Source organism: Aquimarina atlantica (assembly GCF_000626715.1).
GTDB classification, from domain to species: Bacteria; Bacteroidota; Bacteroidia; order Flavobacteriales; family Flavobacteriaceae; genus Aquimarina; species Aquimarina atlantica.
In genome coordinates this window covers 128,003-151,478 of sequence record NZ_AQRA01000003.1, presented here as the reverse complement: position 1 = coordinate 151,478, position 23,476 = coordinate 128,003, and the positions used below count along the sequence as shown (strand labels likewise).

The following is a 23,476-nucleotide window of genomic DNA, read 5'->3' as shown; positions in this document are numbered from 1 at the left end:
TGTTTGTTATGTTAGAATGAACTTGTCTACTTTTTTGTTTGTGAGTAAAAAATTTTGGCGGTTAATCTAGAATAAAAGATTTTATGAGAGCATCACCATGCCATATTATGGTATAGACACAAAAATTTAGAGGCCAAAATGTAAAATTCGTAGGTAAACAAAAAGTTTAGATAAGTTCTATATTAAAATTTGATTTTCCAAATTTAATAGAAAATACTAATTATCCAACGAATTCATCAAAATATTATGCATACATAGCATTTTTTCTCTATTTTTTGATGAATTCTAACACTTCTTGCAAAAAATTCGTTGGGTTTTCGGCATGCAACCAATGACCTGCGTTTGAAATTTCCCCGATTATTGAATTAGGAAATTGTTTTTTTATTCTGGTTTCGTCTTCATCCAAAATATAATTAGATCGTTCTCCTCTTAGAAAGAGAGTATCTCCAGAATAACTATATTGTTCTGGTAATTCCACTCCTATCTGGTGAGCATTTTTTATCAATACCTCTAAATTTATTCGCAACCCAAGAACTCCTTTTTCTTTCCAATATAGATTTTTAAGAAGAAACATTCTTACACCTGTATCAGGCACATACTTACTTAACTCACCATCCACTTCTCCTCTGGATTTTAAAATCTCAAAATCCAAAGCACTTAACCCATCCAAAATGTCCTGATGATGTAATGGATAATATTTTGGTCCTATATCGGCTACAATTAAATGATCAATCAAATCAGGATATTTTGACGCAAAAAGCATTACGGTCTTCCCACCCATAGAGTGCCCCAAAATATTACAGTTCTGCAAATGGTGTTCTTCGCAATACGTCGCTAAATCATCTGCAAGTATATTGTAATTAAACTCATCACTATGAGGGCTTCTACCATGATTTCGTTGATCTATCAAATGAACCTGAAACCCTTGTTCAGAGATTTTCTTCCCAAGTGTTTTCCAGTTATCTCCCATTCCTAAAAATCCATGAAGAATTATAAAAGGTTGCCCTTCGCCAAAAACATTAGAATGTAATTTCATCTGTTCTTTTTTTATTGTTTTTTTTAATTGTCAGATGGAATTCGCCATTGATCATGTCAGTTGATATTAACCTAATTATTATGGCTCATTTCATATCCACAGTTTACTTTAGTCGATGTAAATACATATTAACTACATTTTCTAATCCCAGATATATAGATTCGCTTATCAAAGCATGCCCAATAGAAACTTCAAGAAGTCCGGGGATATTTTCTTTAAAAAACTTAATATTATCTAAAGAGAGATCATGACCTGCATTTACTCCGATCCCAAGATCAATTGCTTGTTGAGCACAAGTCGAATAAGGCTGTATCGCTTTCAAATTTCCTTTTGCGTATTCTGAAGCAAATTCTTCGGTATACAATTCAATTCTATCTGCTCCGGTACTTACCGCACCTTCTATCATCTCAGGAACAGGATCTACAAATATTGAGGTTCTAATATCATTACGTTTAAACTCAGATATTACTTCTTTCAAAAAACTTTCATGTTTTTTTGTATTCCAACCTGCATTACTTGTTATAGCATCCTCTGCATCTGGCACCAAAGTAACCTGCGTTGGTTTAACAGCTAATACCAACTCTATAAACTTAGGAATAGGATTTCCTTCTATATTATACTCTGTATGAACAATTGGCTTTAGATCATACGCATCTTGATATCGTATATGCCTTTCATCTGGTCTTGGGTGAATTGTAATTCCTTCTCCTCCAAAATGCTGAATATCGGTCGCTACCTGAATTAAATTAGGAGTATCTCCTCCTCTCGAATTACGTAAAGTTGCAATTTTATTAACGTTAACACTTAACTTTGTCATGGTTTTTGATATCTTTTACTAAAAAAGCAAAAATACAAAGTTGAGAACGCCTTGATTGTATATTTTTTGATTATTTTGCATAATATAGCCCCTTATAAGTTATGAAAACGAATTTGTACATAGTTAATGAAATAGAACCTCTTGACGTAACTGTCAAAGTAACAGAGGCCCAATTACTATTTAATGAACTTACCTATACCCATTTTCCTGTTATAAAACAGAACATATATTTAGGGTGTGTTTCTGAAGCAGATATCCGATGTTTTGAAACCGACAAAACTTTAGATGCTTATCAATATGCCCTCGAAGGATTTTATGTAAGAGAAACTGATAACTGGTTGGATATCCTAGAATCTTTTGCGCAGAGTAATTCTAATATTATGCCAGTATTAGATGACAACAATAGTTATCTAGGTTTTTTTGAACTTGGTGATATCATGAACCTTTTTAACGAGACCCCGTTTCTTAGTGAGCCTGGTAATATTTTAATAGTAGAAAAAGGAGTTCTGGATTATTCTTTTAGTGAAATTTCGCAAATTGTAGAATCAAATAATGCTAAAGTATTGGGTTTATTTATATCAAATATGAAAAATGATGTCGCCCAGATAACATTAAAGATTAGCGATAGTGATATTAACAATATAGTACAAACATTTAGAAGATATAGCTATAATATAGTCTCAAGACACCAAGAGGATACATTTTTAACTAATCTTAAAGAAAGATCTCAATATTTAGCAAAATACCTTAATATATAGGACAGTTTCCCTAATTCAACTACTAATAACACAAATCAAATTATAATGAAGATCGGTATATACGGGCAGTTCTATCATAAAAATTCGGGAATCTACATTCAACAGTTATTAGAGACTCTTGACAAAAATGGTGTAGAAGTTGTAATTGAGAAAAATTTTCTTGAATTGATAAATCTTCATGATGAAATAGATAAAACATATTCTCATTTCAGCACTTTTGAAGAACTTGACACATCATATGATCTTTTTTTTAGTATTGGAGGAGATGGTACTATTCTCAAAACGATCACTTATGTTCGGGATTTAGGAATCCCAATTGCAGGAATCAATACCGGAAGATTGGGTTTTTTAGCCACGATTCAAAAAGAAGAAATTAAAGATACTATAGCACTCATCCTTGACAAAAAGTTTTATATTTCTTCAAGAAGCCTCGTAACGGTAGAAACTTTACCTGCAACAGAAGAATTTGGAGTATTAAACTTTGCAATGAATGAGATCGCAGTAAGTCGAAGAAATACAACTTCTATGATTACTGTACATACCACTCTTAACAATGAATTTCTCACTTCATATTGGGCAGATGGTCTAATTGTTTCTACTCCTACTGGTTCTACAGGATACTCATTAAGTTGTGGTGGTCCCGTAATGATGCCTGATGCAGAAAGCATGGTACTAACTCCTATCGCCCCGCATAATCTTAATGTAAGACCTCTTGTTATACCCGATAATCAAGAAATCAAATTACAGGTTTCGGGAAGAGAAGACACCTACTTAATTTCTTTAGATTCGAGAATACATACACTACCAAATGAAGCTACAGTAGTTATTAAAAAAGCTCCATTCAAAATTAATATGGTAGTTCTGCAAGATGAAAGCTTTCTAAAAACATTGCGTAAAAAGATGCTTTGGGGGGAAGATAAACGCAATTGAACAATAAAATGTGCTAAAAAGTGTTTTTTATTCATACTATTTTACTCAAATTCTTGTGTACTAAAGTTAATTGTTATATTTGCAAACTTTTGAAAATCTATGAGATACTTAGCATCACTTATAATTGTTGTATTTTTTGTACAACCAATCACATCACAAACTTACGAAGTAGGTTTGATGGCTGGAGGAGCTAACTATATAGGAGATGTAGGATCTACATACTATATTTCACCTAATAATGTCGCTTTTGGAGCTATCGGAAAATGGAATCGAAGTAAACGACATGCTTTTAGAGCTTCATTTTTATATGCCAAACTCAATGCTAATGACGATAAAGGGGATGATAGAAGAAAACAAAGAGGATTAAGTTTTAGCAATTCTGTAAAAGAAATATCGCTAGGAATGGAATTTAATTTCTGGGATTGGTATCTTTACGACGGAGAACCCCAATTTACCCCTTATCTATATACAGGAATTACTACATTTAATTATGGTGCTTTGGCTGTTAATGCGAATAATCAAATCGGCGCATATGCAGATAAATGGAGTTTCGCAATCCCTATGGTTTTAGGGATTAAAAAAACATTAGGTAGAAAATTTGTATTAGGTGCAGAAATAGGCGCCAGATACACATTTACTGATAACCTTGACGGCAGTAATCCTGATGATAGATATGGAACAGGATTTGGTAATTTAAATAACAATGACTGGTATGTATTTACAGGTATAACCATATCGTATACCTGGGGTAGAATACCATGTTTTTGTGCTTTCTAAAAATGATTGATAAAAAACAATTAAACTCTAATATCCCACAGCACGTTGCCATTATTATGGATGGTAATGGGCGATGGGCCAAAAAGAAAGGTCTATTTAGAGCCGTTGGCCACGAAAATGGTACTAAAGCTGTTAAAGAAGCTGTTGAAAGCAGTGCCGAAATAGGTGTTAAATATCTTACATTATATGCTTTTTCTACAGAAAACTGGAATAGACCAAAACTTGAAGTAGATACCCTAATGAAACTTTTGGTGAATTCCTTAAAAAAGGAAATCAAAACACTTCAGGATAACAATATTAAACTTAATGCTATTGGAAACTTGCAGTTGCTTCCCGAAAAAGCAAGAGTAGAACTTTTAGAAGTTATTGAAAAGACCAAATCCAATACGCATATGACGCTTACTCTGGCCCTAAGCTATGGAAGCAGAGAAGAGCTTATAAAAACTATCAAAGAAATAAGTATTAAAGTTAAAAATGGTGTAATTTCGCCACATCTTATAAATGAATCAGTCATTAATGAGCATTTGTATACAAAAGACCTGCCTGATGTGGACTTATTGATACGTACCAGTGGGGAACAACGTATCAGTAATTTTTTACTATGGCAAATTGCGTATGCAGAATTATATTTTACAGAAATTTTATGGCCAGACTTTAAAAAAGCCGATTTATTTGAAGCCATATACAATTATCAAAAAAGAGAAAGAAGATTTGGAAAAACTAGTGAGCAGCTCAGTTAAAGAAATGACAAAAAAACTACCTATTACGTATTTTACGTTACTCGCCTTATTAATATCAACATCACTTTCTGCACAAAATTTACCTGGTGCTAACGGGAAAGAATATATTATTGGAGATATTAAAGTTACCGGGATTACCAGTTACAATGAAAATACAGTAATTACTTTTACTGGTCTTAGAAAAGGAGAACGTATTTTTCTTCCGGGAGATCGAATAAGTAAAGTCATTAAGAAATTATGGGATCTCGAATTATTTAGTGACATTAACTTTTACATTAGCAATGTAGAAGGAGACGTCGCTGATCTCGAAATTAACATACAAGAAGTACCTGAGTTAAATGAAGCCCGAATTCAAGGAATTAAAAAGCGTAAATCTGAAGAGTTAATTAAAGATAATGGGCTAACCAAAGGCGCAAAGGTTACAGAAAACCTGATAACCACAACCCGTAATTTTATTGCTAATAAGTATAAAAAAGACGGATTTCTAAATACTAAAGTTGTTATCAACACCATTCCTGTTAAAGATACCGTTGCAAGCAACAAAGTAAACATGGTTGTTTTGATCGACAAAGGAGATCGGGTTAAGGTTGATAAAATTAACATAGAAGGAAACGAGCAACTTTCTGATGGTAAGGTTCGCCGGGCAATGAAAAACACCAAACGTAAGAAATTCTTAAGATTCTGGAAACGATCAAAATATATCCAAGCAGATTACGAGGAGGACAAAGATAATATTATTACAAAATACAAAGAAAAAGGATATCGAGATGCCCGTATTATCTCTGATAGTCTTATCATAGAAGATGATAATAGTGTATCACTTAATCTTAATCTTGAAGAAGGTAATAAGTACTATTTTGGGAATATCACATTTTTGGGTAATAGTGTATATACCGACCGGGAATTAGCCAGACAACTTGTTATCAAAAAAGGTGATGTGTATAATGGCGTTCTTCTAGAAAAACAAATTGCCGATAATAGTAAGCCCGACGCAGATGACCTTACGAATTTATACCAAAATAATGGGTATTTATTTTCTTCTATTGATGCTGTAGAAACAAAAGTATATAATGATACTCTTGACTTTGAAATCAGAGTTCGCGAAGGAAAACTAACCTACTTTGACCACATTACCGTTACCGGAAATGATAAAACAAATGATCACGTAATCTATAGAACACTTAGAACCAGACCGGGTCAACGGTATAGCAAAGATCTTGTAGTACGAACTGTTCGTGAATTAGGACAGCTAGGATTTTTTGATCCAGAACAACTAGAGCCACAATTTAAAAATGCAAATCCTCAAGCAGGAACTATTGATATTAATTACCCTGTAGTAGAAAAAGGATCCAGCCAAATTGAGCTTCAGGGTGGTTTTGGCGGAGGTGGTTTTGTAGGAACTCTTGGATTAGCTTTTAGCAATTTTTCAATACGCAACATCTTTAATAAAGAATCTTATAGTCCCCTTCCTATGGGAGATGGTCAAACACTTAGAATAAGAGCCCAAGCCAGTAGATTCTTTCAAACCTATAGCCTTTCTTTTGTAGAACCGTGGTTAGGAGGAAAAAGACCATATCAACTCTCTACATCATTCTCTCATACGATCCAGTTCTTACTTAACAACAGAACGCGTAGAGTAGACAGAAATAGTAAATTTCTTATTACTGGTGGGTCAATAGGTATCGCTAAAAGATTAAATTGGCCAGATAACTACTTTACATTATCTCAAGCCATTAGTGTAAGACATTATAATCTTAAAAACTACAACACTCGATTATTTACTTTTGGTAATGGATCTTCTAATGATTTATCTTATACTATCGGAATCAATAGAAACAATACTACAGTTAACCCTATTTTCCCTACAGGCGGATCAGAATTTAATCTTGTTGCCAAACTTTCTGTTCCTTATTCTCTTTTTGATGGTGTAGATTACGGTGAATTAAAAGATCGTAGAGATGCTTTAGAAGAAGAAAGAAGTAACTTAGATAATAGCAATTCGAGAGATCTAGTAAGAAGTGCTGAAATAGGTACAGAGATTGGAGAAATCGATCAGGAGCGTTTTAAATGGCTAGAATATTATAAACTAAAATTTGATGGTACCTGGTACACAAGCTTAGTTAACATAGGGAAAAAACCCTTGGTTTTAAAAACAAAAGCCGAGTACGGTTTTCTAGGTGCATATAATAGCAATAGAGGTAATATTCCTTTTGAACGCTTTTTCCTGGGAGGAGATGGATTAGGTGCTACAAGTCTTGATGGCCGTGAGGTTATTTCGTTAAGAGGGTACCCAAATCAATCTATTACACCTCAAAGTAGAACTAATAATCAAGATTTTGATGCCGATGGGGCAACAATTTATAACAAATATTCGTTAGAGCTTCGTTATCCTATAACACTAAAACCCGCAGCTTCGATATATGTGTTAGGATTTTTGGAAGGTGGAGCTTCTTATGATAGCTTTAAAAGTTTTAATCCTTTCCAATTAAGTCGTTCTACTGGAGCAGGTTTGCGTATCTTTATGCCAGCATTTGGGTTATTAGGTATAGATTTTGGGTATGGTTTTGATCCTATTCCGGGAACAAATCAGGCTAATGGATGGGAAACCCATTTTATTATAGGACAACAATTTTAGTTTTGGCACGATTATTTCTATATACACACAAAGTTATGAAAACAAAGGGTCTTTTACTAGTTGCAGCAGTCAGTTGGCTATTTTTCACAAATGCAGTTCATGCACAGAAAGGTATTAGGATTGGCTATATCGATATGGGCTATATTCTGGAAAATGTTCCAGAATATAAAGAAGCTTCTTCTGAACTCGAAACCAAAGTACAAAAATGGAAAGTCGAAATAGAAGCAGAACTCAAAGAAGTTGAAGAAATGCGTAAAGACCTTAATAATGAAAGAGTCTTGCTAACCAAAGAATTAATTGAAGAAAGAGAAGAAGATATCTTTTTTAAAGAAAAAGAAATATTAGAATATCAACAAAAAAGATTTGGCCCTAATGGAGATCTTTTCATTCAAAAAAAGAGATTGGTTCAACCGGTACAGGATCAGGTTTTTGTAGCAGTTCAAGAAATTGCCAAAAACAAAAAATATGATTTTGTTTTTGATAAATCTGCAGATTTGGTAATGCTATATTCCGCAGATCGATTTGATATAAGTGATCAGGTATTGCTTAGAATAAATAGAGCTTCAAAAAGAAAACAGCTCAACAGCAAGAAAGATAAGAAAGCCCTGGAAAGAGCTGAAAAAAGAAATGCAGCACAAGAAACCGAAGTATCTGATAGAGAACGTGAAGCTCAAAAAAGATTGTCAGAAAGAGAACAACTTCTCGCAGAGCGTAAAGCCCAAAGAGACTCTATAAGAGCTGCAAAAAAGAAAGAGTTTGAAGAAAGAAGAGCTCGATTATTAGAATTACAAAAAAGAAAGAAAGATTCTATTAAAGCTTTAAAAGCGCAAAGAGAAAATCTAAAAAATAACGATTCATCGTCTGATGCTGATAGTAGAAAAGACAATGATTAAATAATTAATTTATAAATTTATAACACCCTTTAATAATACTTACAAATGAAACAATTTAGAACATTATTAGTAGCTATTGCAATTACCATAGGAAGCTCAAGTTTTGTGAATGCTCAATCTAAAGTAGCACATATAGCATCACAGGAGCTTGTAGAAGCAATGCCTGCTTTTAAAGCTGCAAAAAGTGAGATCGAAAAATTAAATAAGACTTATGATGCAGAAATCAGAAATATGGTGTTAGAGTTACAAAACACTATTAAAAAATATTCTCAAGAAGCTGAAACTAAGACGGATGAAGAGAATTTAAAAAGACAGCAAGAAGTACAAGCTACAGAAAAAAGTATTAACGATTATAGAACAAATGCACTTCAGGATCTTCAGAAAAAAGAAATCGAATTAATGAAGCCTATCTATGAGCAAGCGCGTACATCTATCCAAAAGGTGGCAAGAGCACAAGGTTTTCAATATGTATTAGATTCTACTACAGGTACTGGAGTAATTATGGCTGATGGTAAAAACCTAATGGCAGATGTAAAAAAAGATTTAGGTATATAACAGTTTTACTTTAAACTTTTAATAAAAATAAAAAAACAGTGAGATGACATCTCACTGTTTTTTTATTTTTGGAATAAACTATTATATAAATATGCAAAATCAACCTATTGGTATATTTGACTCAGGTGTTGGTGGAACCACAATCTGGAAAGAAATCACTTCTTTATTACCACATGAAGATACCATCTTTTTGGCTGATAGCAAATATGCTCCTTATGGTAAACGCAGTAAAGAAGAGATTACCGCATTAAGCATTAAAAATACAGAGAAGCTACTTGAGCTAAATTGCAAGATCATTGTGGTTGCTTGTAATACTGCAACTACGAATGCCATAAAAACACTACGATCTAAGTACGACATACCCATTATTGGTATTGAGCCTGCTATAAAGCCTGCTGCTATTTATACCAAAACAAAAAAAGTAGGCATACTTGCTACAAAGGGTACTTTATCTAGTGAATTATTTGTCAAAACGTCAGATTTGTATACTCAGAATATTGAAGTTATTGAAGTTGTTGGTACCGGACTGGTAGAACTTATCGAAAAAGGCAAGATAAATACAGATGAAATGCACACATTACTTCATTCCTATATCACTCCTATGCTTGACAAAAACATAGATCATCTGGTTCTTGGGTGTACACATTATCCTTATCTAATCCCCCTTCTAAAAAAAATGCTTTCTGATCAGATTACAATTATAGATTCGGGAGAGGCTGTTGCACGACAAACCAAAGCTGTATTGATCGCAAACCACCTCTTAAACTCAGATTCCGAAATAGGTAAACATACTTTATATACTAACGGAAATGTAGATATACTAAAGAACATTTTGCACAAAAATACTGTTACATATACTGTAAAAGCTTTAGATTTTTAATATTAAAAAAGATTGTCTAAAAAATCATGTTCTTCGTTTTTATAAGGTAAAGCAACAAATTGGTTCACAAAAAAGACAATAAACAGATTATTTCTAGACAATCTTCATATTTTACAACATTACAAAAGGTAGATTAGCAATAAATAGGACCGCTAATTCCACCACCAGTACCCGTTCCCCCACCAGTACCTCCACAATTATTAGTATAACACGTCTGACCAGGGTTATTCCCTTGTCCCACGCAACTGTGTAATGATGGGTTGGCTGTTCCTCCTTTGATAGTTTTAGAGGCAAGATTAGAAATTTTAATTTTCTCTAGAGATAGTTTTTTTAACGATTCTCTTTTTTTCATTATTTTAAGTTTTTGTAGTTAATAATACCGGATATTACAAATTACAGCAACTAACACTTGTTTTTTTAATATGTTTTAACAAAAAAAATTAAAAATTCATAATTACAGGATAGGATTATTTAAAATAATTCAATAATGTTCCTTTTTTAGAAGAAGACACTGCTAACTCTTTTCCAGAAGAAAGTACAATACTCCCCCCTTTCCCCTTCCGATATCGTGTTATTCTACTCACATTTACCAAATAGCTTTTATGAGTTCTCACAAATCCATGAGGATTTAGGGATTCTTCAAAATATTTCAGCGTTTTACTTACTAACTTCTGGCCTTTATCGAGGTAAATTTTCGTGTAGTTATCATCAGCTTCGCAATACAAAATATCAGAAATCTGCAGAACCTCGAAACCATCTTGCTGCGGAATAGTAATTTTACCTTCAACTGTAGTTACCTTAGGAACTAAAACAGTATCCAAAAGAGCAGTTTCCCGTTGCTTGATATAACTTACATGATCAACAGCTTTGATAAGATTATCAATCGCAATAGGTTTTAATAAGTAATAAGTTGCCTGAGCATTTAGAGCATCTACTGCATAATGATCATAGGCCGTTACAAAGACAATTTCGAATGTGCGATCAGGTACTTGCTCTAATAAGTCAAATGCATTTCCATAAGGCATTTCTACATCTAGAAACAACATATCGGGAGTCTGAGATTCTAGCAAGTCCAATGTTTCTTTTACACTGGCTGCTTCTCCCAAAATGGTAACCGATGGGCAGTACTTTCCTAAATAATTTCTAAGTATAGCTCGGCTATTAGTTTCATCATCTACTATGATTGCGGTTAAGTTCATTTACTTGTCTTTCTTAAGAATTAATTTTATCTGTGTTCCTTCTGTGTTATCATCGAGATCTGATATAAACACATCAACCTTATCTTTATACATTTTATTAAGGATGGCAATTCTCTTTTTAATATTACCCATCCCTCTGGATTTTTGAAGTTTTTGATTTTGCGTTTTCAGTTCTTTAGATTTTTTACGTCCAATTCCATCATCAGTAATTGTAATTTCTATACTCTCTGATGTTGCTTTTTGAAAACGTATCGATAGTAGTCCTTTTTCAGTTTTATATCGTAGCCCATGCCATACCGCATTTTCTACATATGGCTGCAATAACATAGGAGGAATCATATATTCATTAATATCGATTTCTGGATCAACCTCAACTGTATATTCAAATTTATCCTGAAACCTAAAATGTTCTAACTGCACATATAATCTTAAGAGTTCTATCTCTTTTTCTAAAGGAATAAAATCTTCTTCACTATTCTCTAAAACAGCTCTCATTAATAACGAAAAGTCGGTAAGATATCGATTTGCAGTTCTTTCATCACTTGTTGCAATAAATGTATTCACAGAGTTTAAAGCATTAAAAATAAAGTGCGGATTCATTTGAGAACGTAGTGATTTTAATGCCAAAATATTATTTGCATACCGTTGTTGCTTCATATTACGATACATCAAATACCCAGCAAGAAGTAACAAAACCATTAACCCGATTAAAAAATAGATTACAATTTGTTGTCGTATACTTTGTTGGTTGGCTATTTCTTGTGAAGCAAATGCCAATTCATATCTCGCTTCATTTAACTCCCTATCTTTCTCTAATGTAGTAATTCTATTTGCTCTCTGCGCTAGTTCTCTACTAAAACGAGCTGCCTGAGATATCTCCTGATCTTTTTGAATATATAACTTATCTATAATTACCTCATACTCTTTAAAAGCATCTGAGGCCTTTTCTAACTCTCCTTTTTCTCGATAGACTTCGCCAAGTTTTCGGGTAGCGTCTTTTTGAACAATAAGATCATTTTTTGATTCTGCCTCTTTAATACTTTCTTCTAAATATGGTATGGCTTCATCATATGCTTCCTGGGCTGCAAAGGCACTGGCGATTTTATAATTTTGCACCTGCGTAGTTAACGAGTTGTCTTCCTCTGCCTGTGGACCTTCATGCTCATTACTTTCTTCAATCTCTTCGATATCCTCGAGTGCTTCTTTTCTTAATTGTATCTCTTTACCATAGCTATTACTCTTATTATAAAAGTCTGCTGCAACAGATCGTTGTCTTGCTGATGTTTTTTTATCCTTTTGTTGTGCCAGTTGTACCGAATTATCCAAATACTCTTCTGCATCTCTAATATTCCCTTCTTCTTGTAATACTTCGGCCAGCTTAGAATTTAACAGAATCACCTTATCATCCAGCTTTTTTCTCTGGCTTATAGAAAGAGCCTTATTATAATTAGTAATGGCATCAGGATAATTTTGCAACCCTTTATAACTATCTCCCAGACCTTCATAAACAATAACCTTTTGAGTATTACTTAATCTAGATCGCTGCAATTCATCAAAAGTATTTAGAGCTGCCTGGTAATTCTTTCCTTCCAGTTGGGCATTAGCCAATTTAATTTTTACATCTGTGCTATATTTATTTTTAAGACTTAGAAGGTAGTTACTCTCTGCAAGATCTGGTTGTTTCCAGTACTCATAAATATCAGCTAAAGACTCAAATAATTCAGCTTTTTTATCGTCTGATGAAGGATCATCATCTCGTATAGTTTCTAAAGCATTAGTAATATACTCTATACTCGTAGCCGCATCTTTTTTTAAGGAACTTTTTGCGGCTTTAAGGTTTTCCTGATATCTAGACTCTCTTTTTCGTTTTGAAATCGAAGGTGATTTAGCCTCCTGCGGATTATCTTGTACTTCGATATCAATTCTTTGACCATCTTTAATGGTATATCGTATCGTATTAAAACTATCATGAGCAATTACAAGCTCATCTCCAACACGGGCTTCAATCCTAAAATTACCAAAAACATCAGTAGTAACAGTCCCTTTCCCAAGTACAGTCACATCAACATCCTTAATTGCCTTTCGGGTACTCTTTTCCTTCACAGAACCTTTAATACTCATTGATTCTGGTCGTTTCATTCTAGCATTTTCTTGCCCCAAAACCAATACTGGAAGGAGCCAAAGAAATACTATTATCAAGCCAATCTTCTTCATTATATACTATTAAAACAAGGTAAACTTAACCCATTTAAATGGGATAATAAAATTCGGATCCCGTGATTATACTGTTTTACAGTAGGTTTTTAGGGTAAAAAAGAAACTTCCCTAATCAAAAAAGTAAGTTCCCTCATTTATATCAACCAATCCCTCATTATAGATTTTTAGTCAAAAAAGTTAACTATAGTTTTATCCAAAATTAAAAAAGGAAACTATGAAGACATTTTTTACATGGAGTATGTTGTGTTTGTTGGTTACTATTTCTTGTAACGCAAATAATAAACCGAACTCCGATCTGGCATTTCAAAAAGAAAAAAATCACCTAATACAAACTACCAAAACTGATCCTAATACACGCAACATACAAGTAGCTTTACTATTAGACACCAGCAATAGTATGGATGGACTTATTGATCAGGCCAAAGCTCAACTATGGGAAATCGTAAATGAGCTTTCTTATGCGAAATGCGGTCATAACAAAATAAAACTCGAAATAGCATTATACGAATATGGTAATGATGGTTTACCATCTCAAGAAGGATTTATTAGACAGGTCTTACCATTCTCTGATGACCTAGATGAAATATCAAAAGAACTTTTTGCACTTACAACTAATGGAGGAAACGAATATTGTGGTAAAGTGATCAATACTTCAATTAACCAATTAGGTTGGAAAAAAAATAATGATCATTTAAAACTAATCTTCATAGCCGGCAACGAACCCTTTACCCAGGGACCGGTCGATTATAAAGATGCTGCAACAGATGCATTAGAAAAAGATATTACGATTAACACTATTTTTTGTGGTAACTACAGACAAGGTATTGAAACGATGTGGAAACACGGAGCCGATATCACAACCGGAGAATATAGTGCAATTGATCATAATCGTGAAACCGTACATATTGCAACACCATATGATGATATTATTCTTAAGCTTAATCATAAACTAAATGGTACATATATATATTATGGTCGTCAAGGTGCTCAAAAAAGACAATTGCAAGCCGAACAGGATAGTAATGCAAGATCCTACAGTTCTGCTAATGCTGTAAGTCGAACCGTTAGTAAGAGCTCTGGTTTCTATAAAAACAAAAGTTGGGATCTAATCGATGCAGCTGAGGACGAAGCTTTTGAAGTTGAAAAAGTAGCAAAAGACGAATTACCAAAAGAGCTTAAAGGAAAATCTAAAGCCGAGTTAAAGCAATATATCGCAGAAAAAAGTAAAACTCGTAAAGAGATACAACAAAAAATTAAAGAGTTAAATAAAAAGCGTGTATTGTATATCAAAGAAAATAGTAAAAAAGATGACACCAACCTGGAAGCTGCTTTACTAAATGCTATCAAAAAGCAAGGAAGAAAAAAATCTTTCTCTTGGGAAGAATAAATCATAAAAAAGTCTATTCAAAAAAATAAAACTTAAGATGAAAAAGGTCATAAAAATGATTATACTAATTCTGATACCTATGTCTATGCAGGCACAACAACAAAATAAGTTATCAAAATCAAATGTTGATTATGATTCTTTTCTAGAAATATCTGAAGAAATTTTAGCATATAGAAAAGAACGATTAATCCCTCTAGAAACTTTTCTACAGTATATGACAGATGAGAATACTATTTTACTAGATACTCGTTCTGAAAGCGCTTACAAACAAAAACATCTTAAAGGAGCAACACATATCAATTTTTCTGATTTTACAGCAGGTAAACTAGCAAAAAAAATACCTTCTAAAAAGACTCGTATTTTGATTTATTGTAATAACAATATCAATGGAGATTCAATTAATTTTGCTTCCAAAAAGGCTCCTCTGGCATTAAATATCCCAACATTTATAAATCTCTATGGGTATGGTTATAAAAATGTATATGAATTATCCTCTTTGGTTCCTATAAAAGATCAAAGACTACAATTTGATGGTACGTTTACCAAATAAAATAAATGCCTGCAAATTGCAGGCATTTATTTTATCTTTTATGTAATAATTTTTATGCTATGATTAGTTTTTAGAATTAACCGCAGGGCAATTACAATCCCATCTCTCCTTACGTTTACCAAAATCGTATCCTAGGGTAATTTGATGAAAACCTCCATTGCTAAGCACTACCGAATTTAATTGATAACTATAGGTATACCCAGCCATCCATTTTTTATAATTAATCCCCAAAAATGGGGTTATGTATTGCAATTGCTGACTTTCTACAGAAGTACCATCCTGAGAAAACTCTGCTCCATCCAGGCTACGTCTGTATGATATCCCTCCCCATAAAGTACTGGTACTAAAATCCCGGTATACTTTTAAATTAGCATCAATAGTACTTTCTTGAGTTTCATCTGTCGCCTGATACATGATGGATGGTTCTAAACTCCAGGGAGTAGCACCAATACCAAACAAATATCCTAAAGAAAAAATATATCTACGTTGATTATTAGATTCTCGTATCGGGGTATCATTATCAAAAATATCACGCACAGTTGGCAATATATTTTTAACAGTAATATGTGCATACCACTCTAAATAGTTATACGATAGCCCTACATCAACATTATAATATACATCTTTTTGCACCCTATCCAGAATTACAGGATCTGGATCAAAAGGATCGTCAAGTCCTCTTAAATCTACATTAGATTGTATTAATCCGGCACTAAGACCAAAAGATAACATATTCAAATCTGTTCTATCTCTCGAAAACAAAAGATGATAAGCATATGTTACATACAGTCCTGTCTGAGAAAATCTACCGTTTTCATCTCTATATACAATTCCTCCTAAACCCGATTTCTCGCCAGTTCTAAAATTAATATTTAAAGTCTGTAGATTAGGTGCATTGTTCACATCAAACCACTGCTTTCTGGCAGTAAGCCTAATTTTATTAGCATTTGATGCACCAGCCATTGCAGGATGTATCAAGTACAAATTATCAGAGAGATAATCAGAGTATACAGGAATACCTTCTTGCGAAAAGACAAATGGAGATACCAGTACTAATACTACTACATAGAATGTTTTTAAGTTCATTTGAGCACTATTATTTAGGGGCTAAATAGAATTTGTGAATTCAATTTAAACTATTAAAAACAGTTTATATTGTGAGGCTTCACCTTATTTTTTTAAATAAATCATTGTATTTCAATCGCTCCAAAGATATAAATTTTTGTCAGAATACAAGATCAATACTTTTTGAGGTCAAGACGAGTTAAAGAATATATTCTATCTTCTGGTTATTATTTTTAATCAATTATAGGCATTAGAAATCAGTTTTTGACCATTATACTTTTTTGCACAAACATAGCTGCACTCCATGATAAGCCTATGTTTAATTTAGATTTTGCGATAAATTTTAATCAATAATCTTGCTTTTCTCTATGCCTCTACAATTATTATCTACTTCAATAACAAAAGTCAAAATTATGTACTATACCTGTCTAGATGTATTCAAGATTAGTTAAAAATTGTTAGCATTACACATACATTACTAATATCGTGTTGCTTTTTAGTAGATTTGCAAAAAAATAGCGCATGGAAAAGAGTTTTGAAATAAAAATAGAGCCTACTTCAAATCCAGGTATTGTTAAATTTGAAGCTAATTATTTTCTAACCCAGCATACCAGTTATGAATTTGAGAATATAGATCAGGCAAAAAATGCTCCTCTTGCACAACAATTGTTTTATCTGCCATTTGTAAAAAGGGTATTTATTGCACAAAATTTTGTTGCTATCGATAAGTATGATATTGTAGAATGGCCTGATGTGCAAGAAGAAGTTGCACAACAAATCAAAAATTATCTCAATAGTGGTCAGCCTATTATAATTGAAACTGAAACGAAAGCCACAAAAAAAGTTCCTATTACTATTTATGCAGAGAGTACACCTAATCCTGCTGTGTTAAAATTTGTTGCTAATAAAAAACTAGTTACTGCGGGACATGAATTTAAAAACATTGATGATGCCAGCGAAGCGCCCTTGGTACAAGAGTTATTTCATTTTCCGTTTGTAAAAGAAGTATACATTGATGAAAATTATATTTCTATAGGGAAATATGATATGGCAGATTGGAATGATATTACCACCGAAATCAGAGATTTTATACGCACTTATCTAGAGCAAGGTAAAGAAGTTTTAACCGCAAATGCTGCAGTGACAAAAGAAGAAGTAAAAAAACAATCTGATTTAGATTTTGAAAACCTGGATGATGTCTCAAAAGATATTGTAAATATTATTGATGAATATATCAAACCTGCTGTAGCTAGTGACGGAGGTAACATATTATTTGACTCTTATGATCCGGAGAGCAAAGGCGTAAAAGTAATTTTACAAGGAGCATGTAGTGGATGCCCGTCTTCTACTTTTACATTAAAAAACGGAATCGAAAATATGCTAAAAGAGATGTTAAAAGATAAAGTAGAATATGTAGAAGCTATAAATGGTTAATATATGTATAAAGTATCTCAAAATAGTTTTTTATCTATTCACTGCTATACTAAATTATCCATATACTAATACTAAAACATCAAAACATACACTTTTTAATACATTTCAAACTATTGATCATAGATAATTTATAAAACCGACATATATTAGCCACGTAAGAGAAGTAAAAAATAGTTTTTAGGTTTTGAATGACTAAAAAATCACTCAAAAATAAATTATTGAGATAATGTATGACAAAAATAAACATAACAATGTCCAGCATTTTATAAATAATGCTCTCGATAATTTAGAGTTGTTTAAAGGGTCATTTACATCGCATCAATTTAAACCCCATTTTCATGAAAGTTATACTATAATTTTTATGGATTATGGTATTGGTGATTATTCTAACGATTCTTCTAATTTTATTTTATCTACTGGCTCAATTCTCGTTTTCAACCCCTATGAAGTGCATACAGGAAAGCCTGTAAAAAATTCGCCATGGAATTTTCTTACAATGTATGTTCCTATTGGGATCATGAAAAAAGCCATGGGCACCTTAAATTCGCCTATAGAATTACCTGTTTTCAAAGAAAATATTATAACTAATAAGGTATTATTTAAAAAAGGAAAAGCTGTATTCCCAAATCTGATATACAATCAACATCATCCAAAGTCCGAATATTTACTCATGGATTTTCTTAAAGAGCTTATTCAAAGGTATGCACATACTGAAATAAATAACGAGCCAATTTCAGAAAAATTTATTGTAGCAAAACAAATTAAAGAATACTTACACAACCATTATCTCGAAGAAGTTTCTATTCATGATCTTTCTAACCTAACAGGTATTTCACAATATGGATTGATCAAATCATTTAAACAGCATTATCAACTTCCTCCACATCAATATCTGGTAAATCTCAGAATAGAAAAAGCAAAAAAACTACTCACCGAAAGATTGTCTGCTACAGAAGTTGCATACCAATCTGGTTTTTTTGATCAAAGTCATTTTACCCGGCATTTTAAAAAAATAATAGGTATTACTCCTAAGCAATTTGCCAATAAGGTAATTACCTAAGTAACACTCTTAAAGACTACAAAACAACATACTGCCCTCTTATTTGTTTTAAAGAATCGATACAACTATTCGAGTGCAATTTTGTACTATTTTTTCAATTTTATTCTTCACAATTTGCATCCATTATTTTTTGATTGGTAAAGATTCTATACATCAAAAAACAAGAATCAACATTTTAAAAAAAATATAGTAACCAAAATCCGATGCACGATATTGGATGTAATATGTTAAAAAAGAAAATATGGTACAAGATATTCAGGACAATGAGATAAAAAATCTTATCGCAGAAGAAACAGAACGCCAGGAATACGGAATAGAGCTAATTGCTTCAGAAAACTTTACATCTAAACAGGTTATGGCTGCAATGGGCTCTTCTCTAACCAATAAATATGCAGAAGGTCTTCCTGGTAAACGATATTATGGTGGCTGTGAGGTGGTCGATAAAGTAGAGACACTTGCTATTGATAGAGCTGCAAAACTTTTCGGAGCAGAATGGGTAAACGTACAACCACATTCTGGAGCACAAGCAAATGCCGCAGTAATGCTAGGCTGCCTTAATCCTGGTGATAAAATATTAGGTTTTGATCTGTCACACGGAGGTCATCTTACTCATGGGTCACCGGTTAACTTTTCTGGTAAACTTTATCAGCCTAGTTTTTATGGAGTAGAAAAAGAAACGGGGCTCATCAATTGGGATACTGTAGCAGAAACAGCAGAAAGAGAAAAGCCTAAACTAATTGTTTGCGGAGCATCTGCCTATAGTCGTGATTGGGATTATGAAACATTAAGAGCTATTGCAGATCAGGTAGGCGCCTTATTATTGGCAGATATCTCTCATCCAGCAGGATTAATTGCCAAAGGTTTATTAAACGATCCGATAAAACATTGTCATATTGTAACTACCACAACACATAAAACATTAAGAGGACCTAGAGGCGGTATGATTATGATGGGGCAAGACTTTGAAAATCCTTGGGGCCATGCAACCAAAAAAGGAGTAACCAAAATGATGTCTAATATTTTGGATATGGCTGTTTTTCCTGGAACTCAAGGAGGACCATTAGAGCACGTAATCGCAGCAAAAGCGGTAGCATTTGGCGAAGCACTTACCGAGGATTATAAAGTATATGTAGAGCAAGTTGCAAAAAATGCCAAAGCGATGTGTGCTGCCTTAATAGAAAGAGGGTATGATATTATCTCTAACGGGACCGATAATCATATGGCACTTATTGACCTGCGATCAAAAGATATCACAGGAAAATTAGCCGAAAACACATTGATAAAAGCAGATATCACTATTAATAAGAACATGGTACCTTTTGATGATAAATCACCATTTGTAACATCTGGTATGCGATTAGGAACATCGGCTATTACGACGAGAGGAATGAAAGAAGATGATATGTATACTATGGTTGGTTATATAGATGAAGTATTAGTAAATCACAATAATGATGCTAAGATTTCATCTATAAAAGCAGAAGTAAATAACTGGATGAAAAATTTTCCATTGTATAAATAAAAACAGTCTAGCGGATAGTTATATTATGAAATGAGCCATATAAACCAAGTTTGTATTTATCGAAAATTTTGAATGGTGAATTCCATCTGACCGTTAAAGAACAATAAAAAGAACAGATGAAAGATCTAATTACACTTAAACAAGAATTCCTACCCAGACATATAGGTCCAGGTAAAAAGGAAATTGATCAAATGCTAAACGTGATTGGTGTTTCGTCATTAACACAGTTAATTGATGAAACGGTTCCAAAAAACATTCGTTCTGCAAAACCATTAACATTACCAGCAGCCCAAACAGAATTGGAGTTTCTTACCAGCTTCAAATCTATGATGAAAAACAATAAAGTATTCCGCTCATTTATAGGAATGGGATATCACGATTGTATTGTACCACCCGTTATTCAACGAAATATTCTTGAGAACCCTGCTTGGTATACAGCTTACACACCATATCAGGCAGAAATTGCACAAGGTAGACTAGAAGCCTTGATCAACTATCAGACCATGATAACTGATCTTACTGGGATGGAGCTTGCCAATGCTTCTCTTTTGGATGAAGCTACAGCTGCAGCAGAAGCTATGACACTGTTATATCGCGTAAAAAGTAGAGCGAAAAAACAAGCCAGTACATTCTTTATTGATAAAAAAACATTTCCACACACTATAGAGCTTATCATAGGCCGTGCAGAACCTATTGGCATTAATGTGGTTGTTGGAGATATTGCCCAACTTGATATGTCAGACCCTGACCTTTTCGGACTTCTTATACAATATCCTGATAGTGATGGAGCAATCACTGATCCAACACCATATATTACCGAAGCACAAAAGCATGAAGTAAAAATTGCCGTAGCATCAGATCTAATGGCATTAACACATATTACAGCACCAGGTGAAATGGGAGTAGATGTGGTTGTTGGTACTTCGCAAAGATTTGGAGTACCTCTGGGATATGGAGGTCCACATGCCGCTTATTTTGCTACAAAAGAAGGGTATAAACGTCATATTCCTGGTAGAATTATTGGAGTAACAGAAGATAGCCATGGTCGTCCTGCATATCGAATGGCACTACAAACGAGAGAGCAACACATTAAACGAGAAAAAGCTACTTCTAATATCTGTACCGCACAGGTATTACTTGCTGTAATGGCCGGGATGTATGCAGTCTATCACGGAAAAGATGGTATATCTCAGATTGCCAACAAAATCCATCTATCAACCTCGAAGCTTAATCAGGAATTAGAAAAACTTGGATACAAACAAATCAATACTCACTTTTTTGATACTTTAAAAATAGAAGTAGAAGACAAAGAAAGTATCAAAAAAATAGCACTCGATAAAGAAATTAATTTCAGGTATTTTGATGACAATCATATAGGGATATCACTGCACGAAAAAACGACATTAACAGATCTACAAGATATCGTCGAAATCTTCGCTACAGCAAAAAGTAAAACGGTAAACATAACAGATTGGAAAATTAATGCAACTGCAATCCCTGCTTCTTTGCAAAGAAAATCTTCTTATTTAGAACATCCTGTATTTAATTCTTATCAGGCAGAGCACGAAATGCTTAGATATCTAAAAAGATTAGAAAACAAAGATCTTTCGTTAGTGCATTCTATGATTGCTTTAGGTTCGTGTACTATGAAACTTAATGCCACAACAGAGATGATGCCTTTATCTTGGGGTGAGCTTGCCAATATTCATCCTTTTGTTCCCATAAATCAAGCAAAAGGGTACCATCAAATGTTTGAACATTTGGCTTCGTGGCTGGCAGAAATTACCGGTTTATATACTACTTCTCTACAACCAAACAGTGGAGCCCAGGGAGAACTTGCAGGATTAATGGTTATAAAAGCATATTATGCAGATAAAAACCTAACGCATAGAAACATAACTCTTATTCCCTCTTCTGCGCATGGTACCAACCCAGCAACAGCAACTATGGCAGGACAACAAGTAGTTATTGTATCCTGTAGAGAAAATGGAGATATCGATATCGATGACTTACGGGCTAAAGCCGAAAAGTATAAAGATAATTTAATGGCATTAATGGTTACCTACCCATCTACTCATGGTGTTTTTGAAGAAAACATCAAAGAAGCTTGTGAGATTATTCATGATAATGGAGGAAAAGTATATCTGGATGGAGCAAACCTAAACGCTCAATTAGGATTAACTAGCCCTGGAATTATCGGCGGAGATGTATGTCATCTTAATCTTCATAAAACCTTTTGTATCCCGCATGGTGGTGGTGGACCAGGAATGGGACCTATTGCAGTAAGTAAAGAACTTGCTCCATTTATTCCCGGTAATGCTGTAGTAAAAAATGCAGGAGGAGAAAAGGCTATAGCAGCTATCTCTGCAGCTCCCTGGGGTAGCGCAAGTATTCTTTCTATTTCTTATGCATATATCGCATTAATGGGTGGCGAAGGATTAACCTCTGCTACAAAAATGGCAATTCTAAACGCTAACTACATAAAAGAAAAGCTTGTTGATCATTATCCAATCCTGTTTACCGGAGAAAAAGGTCGCAATGCCCATGAGCTTATTATCGATTGTAGAGCATTTAAAGAAGAAGACATTACCGTAACCGATATTGCTAAAAGACTTATGGATTACGGATTTCATGCTCCAACAGTATCATTTCCTGTTGCAGGAACTATTATGATAGAACCTACAGAAAGTGAAACTATAGAAGAACTAGATCGTTTTATTGATGCTATGATTAGTATCAGAAATGAAATAAAAGAAATAGAAAACGGAACCGCCTCTAGAGAGCAAAATGTATTAAAAAATGCTCCTCATACGATGGAGTTTATCGCTAAGGATAATTGGGATATGCCGTATTCTAGAACAAAAGCAGCTTTTCCGCTACCACATATAAAAAGTAATAAATTCTGGCCTAGTGTAGGTCGTGTAAATGATGCCCATGGAGACCGAAATTTAATGTGTAGTTGTCTACCTGTTTCGGCTTTTGAAGAAGATACAAAGAATGCAGAAATAACTATAAACTAAT

General features: G+C 33.5%; 20 protein-coding genes. 14 read left to right on the top strand and 6 right to left on the bottom strand.

Annotated features, from left to right (window positions below; genetic code table 11):
- Window positions 1-268: 268 nt before the first annotated feature.
- Window positions 269-1,036 carry an alpha/beta fold hydrolase gene (locus ATO12_RS07455; RefSeq protein WP_034240875.1) on the bottom strand — a complete coding sequence of 256 codons (768 nt, stop codon included), beginning with the start codon at window positions 1,034-1,036 and terminating at the stop codon, window positions 269-271.
- A 103-nt stretch (window positions 1,037-1,139) separates the two neighbouring features.
- Window positions 1,140-1,853, bottom strand: coding sequence for a pyridoxine 5'-phosphate synthase (locus tag ATO12_RS07450; RefSeq protein WP_034240872.1), 714 nt, complete (start codon window positions 1,851-1,853; stop codon window positions 1,140-1,142).
- A 101-nt stretch (window positions 1,854-1,954) separates the two neighbouring features.
- Here ATO12_RS07450 and ATO12_RS07445 point away from each other — a divergent pair, with 101 nt between their 5' ends.
- From ATO12_RS07445 to murI, 8 genes are all read left to right on the top strand, one after another.
- Window positions 1,955-2,611, top strand: coding sequence for a CBS domain-containing protein (locus ATO12_RS07445; protein WP_034240869.1), 657 nt, complete (start codon window positions 1,955-1,957; stop codon window positions 2,609-2,611).
- A gap of 45 nt (window positions 2,612-2,656) precedes the next feature.
- Entirely contained in the window at window positions 2,657-3,541 is an 885-nt protein-coding gene (locus ATO12_RS07440) for an NAD kinase (protein WP_025667208.1), read from the top strand.
- Window positions 3,542-3,640: 99 nt separating this feature from the next.
- Window positions 3,641-4,318 carry a type IX secretion system protein PorG gene (gene porG / locus ATO12_RS07435; protein WP_034240867.1) on the top strand — a complete coding sequence of 226 codons (678 nt, stop codon included), beginning with the start codon at window positions 3,641-3,643 and terminating at the stop codon, window positions 4,316-4,318.
- A gap of 2 nt (window positions 4,319-4,320) precedes the next feature.
- Window positions 4,321-5,058, top strand: coding sequence for an isoprenyl transferase (locus ATO12_RS07430; RefSeq protein ID WP_034240865.1), 738 nt, complete (start codon window positions 4,321-4,323; stop codon window positions 5,056-5,058).
- 4 nt (window positions 5,059-5,062) lie between these two features.
- Window positions 5,063-7,693 (top strand): BamA/OMP85 family outer membrane protein, encoded by a 2,631-nt coding sequence (locus tag ATO12_RS07425; RefSeq protein WP_205625228.1) that lies wholly within the window; start codon window positions 5,063-5,065, stop codon window positions 7,691-7,693.
- Window positions 7,694-7,728: 35 nt separating this feature from the next.
- The gene (locus tag ATO12_RS07420; RefSeq protein ID WP_051575697.1) at window positions 7,729-8,586 is read left to right on the top strand and encodes an OmpH family outer membrane protein; all 858 of its coding nucleotides are present in this window, start codon (window positions 7,729-7,731) and stop codon (window positions 8,584-8,586) included.
- A 45-nt stretch (window positions 8,587-8,631) separates the two neighbouring features.
- The gene (locus tag ATO12_RS07415) at window positions 8,632-9,141 is read left to right on the top strand and encodes an OmpH family outer membrane protein (RefSeq protein WP_025667203.1); all 510 of its coding nucleotides are present in this window, start codon (window positions 8,632-8,634) and stop codon (window positions 9,139-9,141) included.
- Between the two features lie 91 nt (window positions 9,142-9,232).
- Entirely contained in the window at window positions 9,233-10,021 is a 789-nt protein-coding gene (murI, locus tag ATO12_RS07410; RefSeq protein WP_034240858.1) for a glutamate racemase, read from the top strand.
- Window positions 10,022-10,154: 133 nt separating this feature from the next.
- Here the strand turns inward: murI and ATO12_RS07405 are convergent, their stop codons facing one another.
- From ATO12_RS07405 to ATO12_RS07395, 3 genes are all read right to left on the bottom strand, one after another.
- Window positions 10,155-10,373: a hypothetical protein gene (locus ATO12_RS07405; protein ID WP_034240856.1), complete on the bottom strand. Its 219-nt coding sequence runs from the start codon at window positions 10,371-10,373 to the stop codon at window positions 10,155-10,157.
- A gap of 115 nt (window positions 10,374-10,488) precedes the next feature.
- Window positions 10,489-11,220 carry a LytR/AlgR family response regulator transcription factor gene (locus ATO12_RS07400; protein ID WP_034240854.1) on the bottom strand — a complete coding sequence of 244 codons (732 nt, stop codon included), beginning with the start codon at window positions 11,218-11,220 and terminating at the stop codon, window positions 10,489-10,491.
- Entirely contained in the window at window positions 11,221-13,434 is a 2,214-nt protein-coding gene (locus ATO12_RS07395) for a histidine kinase (protein ID WP_034240852.1), read from the bottom strand.
- A 217-nt stretch (window positions 13,435-13,651) separates the two neighbouring features.
- Here ATO12_RS07395 and ATO12_RS07390 point away from each other — a divergent pair, with 217 nt between their 5' ends.
- Together ATO12_RS07390 and ATO12_RS07385 are read left to right on the top strand one after the other, a co-directional pair.
- The gene (locus tag ATO12_RS07390) at window positions 13,652-14,824 is read left to right on the top strand and encodes a vWA domain-containing protein (RefSeq protein ID WP_034240849.1); all 1,173 of its coding nucleotides are present in this window, start codon (window positions 13,652-13,654) and stop codon (window positions 14,822-14,824) included.
- A 37-nt stretch (window positions 14,825-14,861) separates the two neighbouring features.
- A complete protein-coding gene (locus ATO12_RS07385) occupies window positions 14,862-15,374 on the top strand; it encodes a rhodanese-like domain-containing protein (protein WP_081801997.1) in 513 nt (170 codons plus the stop codon).
- A gap of 63 nt (window positions 15,375-15,437) precedes the next feature.
- Here the strand turns inward: ATO12_RS07385 and ATO12_RS07380 are convergent, their stop codons facing one another.
- Window positions 15,438-16,460: a PorP/SprF family type IX secretion system membrane protein gene (locus ATO12_RS07380; RefSeq protein WP_034240846.1), complete on the bottom strand. Its 1,023-nt coding sequence runs from the start codon at window positions 16,458-16,460 to the stop codon at window positions 15,438-15,440.
- Window positions 16,461-16,961: 501 nt separating this feature from the next.
- On the opposite strand from ATO12_RS07380, the gene ATO12_RS07375 reads away from it, so the two are divergent.
- From ATO12_RS07375 to gcvP, 4 genes are all read left to right on the top strand, one after another.
- A complete protein-coding gene (locus ATO12_RS07375) occupies window positions 16,962-17,873 on the top strand; it encodes a NifU family protein (protein ID WP_034240843.1) in 912 nt (303 codons plus the stop codon).
- 226 nt (window positions 17,874-18,099) lie between these two features.
- Window positions 18,100-18,933 (top strand): AraC family transcriptional regulator, encoded by an 834-nt coding sequence (locus tag ATO12_RS07370; RefSeq protein WP_034240839.1) that lies wholly within the window; start codon window positions 18,100-18,102, stop codon window positions 18,931-18,933.
- Between the two features lie 241 nt (window positions 18,934-19,174).
- Window positions 19,175-20,455 (top strand): serine hydroxymethyltransferase, encoded by a 1,281-nt coding sequence (locus tag ATO12_RS07365; RefSeq protein WP_034240836.1) that lies wholly within the window; start codon window positions 19,175-19,177, stop codon window positions 20,453-20,455.
- A 116-nt stretch (window positions 20,456-20,571) separates the two neighbouring features.
- Window positions 20,572-23,475, top strand: coding sequence for an aminomethyl-transferring glycine dehydrogenase (gene gcvP / locus ATO12_RS07360; protein ID WP_034240833.1), 2,904 nt, complete (start codon window positions 20,572-20,574; stop codon window positions 23,473-23,475).
- The last annotated feature ends 1 nt before the right edge of the window (window position 23,476 follow it).

Coding starts and splice junctions, on each gene's coding strand:
- ATO12_RS07455 (WP_034240875.1), bottom strand. CDS start 1,036: ATGAAATTACATTCTAATGTTTTTGGCGAAGGGCAACCTTTTATAATT.
- ATO12_RS07450 (WP_034240872.1), bottom strand. CDS start 1,853: ATGACAAAGTTAAGTGTTAACGTTAATAAAATTGCAACTTTACGTAAT.
- ATO12_RS07445 (WP_034240869.1), top strand. CDS start 1,955: ATGAAAACGAATTTGTACATAGTTAATGAAATAGAACCTCTTGACGTA.
- ATO12_RS07440 (WP_025667208.1), top strand. CDS start 2,657: ATGAAGATCGGTATATACGGGCAGTTCTATCATAAAAATTCGGGAATC.
- porG (WP_034240867.1), top strand. CDS start 3,641: ATGAGATACTTAGCATCACTTATAATTGTTGTATTTTTTGTACAACCA.
- ATO12_RS07430 (WP_034240865.1), top strand. CDS start 4,321: ATGATTGATAAAAAACAATTAAACTCTAATATCCCACAGCACGTTGCC.
- ATO12_RS07425 (WP_205625228.1), top strand. CDS start 5,063: ATGACAAAAAAACTACCTATTACGTATTTTACGTTACTCGCCTTATTA.
- ATO12_RS07420 (WP_051575697.1), top strand. CDS start 7,729: ATGAAAACAAAGGGTCTTTTACTAGTTGCAGCAGTCAGTTGGCTATTT.
- ATO12_RS07415 (WP_025667203.1), top strand. CDS start 8,632: ATGAAACAATTTAGAACATTATTAGTAGCTATTGCAATTACCATAGGA.
- murI (WP_034240858.1), top strand. CDS start 9,233: ATGCAAAATCAACCTATTGGTATATTTGACTCAGGTGTTGGTGGAACC.
- ATO12_RS07405 (WP_034240856.1), bottom strand. CDS start 10,373: ATGAAAAAAAGAGAATCGTTAAAAAAACTATCTCTAGAGAAAATTAAA.
- ATO12_RS07400 (WP_034240854.1), bottom strand. CDS start 11,220: ATGAACTTAACCGCAATCATAGTAGATGATGAAACTAATAGCCGAGCT.
- ATO12_RS07395 (WP_034240852.1), bottom strand. CDS start 13,434: ATGAAGAAGATTGGCTTGATAATAGTATTTCTTTGGCTCCTTCCAGTA.
- ATO12_RS07390 (WP_034240849.1), top strand. CDS start 13,652: ATGAAGACATTTTTTACATGGAGTATGTTGTGTTTGTTGGTTACTATT.
- ATO12_RS07385 (WP_081801997.1), top strand. CDS start 14,862: ATGAAAAAGGTCATAAAAATGATTATACTAATTCTGATACCTATGTCT.
- ATO12_RS07380 (WP_034240846.1), bottom strand. CDS start 16,460: ATGAACTTAAAAACATTCTATGTAGTAGTATTAGTACTGGTATCTCCA.
- ATO12_RS07375 (WP_034240843.1), top strand. CDS start 16,962: ATGGAAAAGAGTTTTGAAATAAAAATAGAGCCTACTTCAAATCCAGGT.
- ATO12_RS07370 (WP_034240839.1), top strand. CDS start 18,100: ATGTATGACAAAAATAAACATAACAATGTCCAGCATTTTATAAATAAT.
- ATO12_RS07365 (WP_034240836.1), top strand. CDS start 19,175: ATGGTACAAGATATTCAGGACAATGAGATAAAAAATCTTATCGCAGAA.
- gcvP (WP_034240833.1), top strand. CDS start 20,572: ATGAAAGATCTAATTACACTTAAACAAGAATTCCTACCCAGACATATA.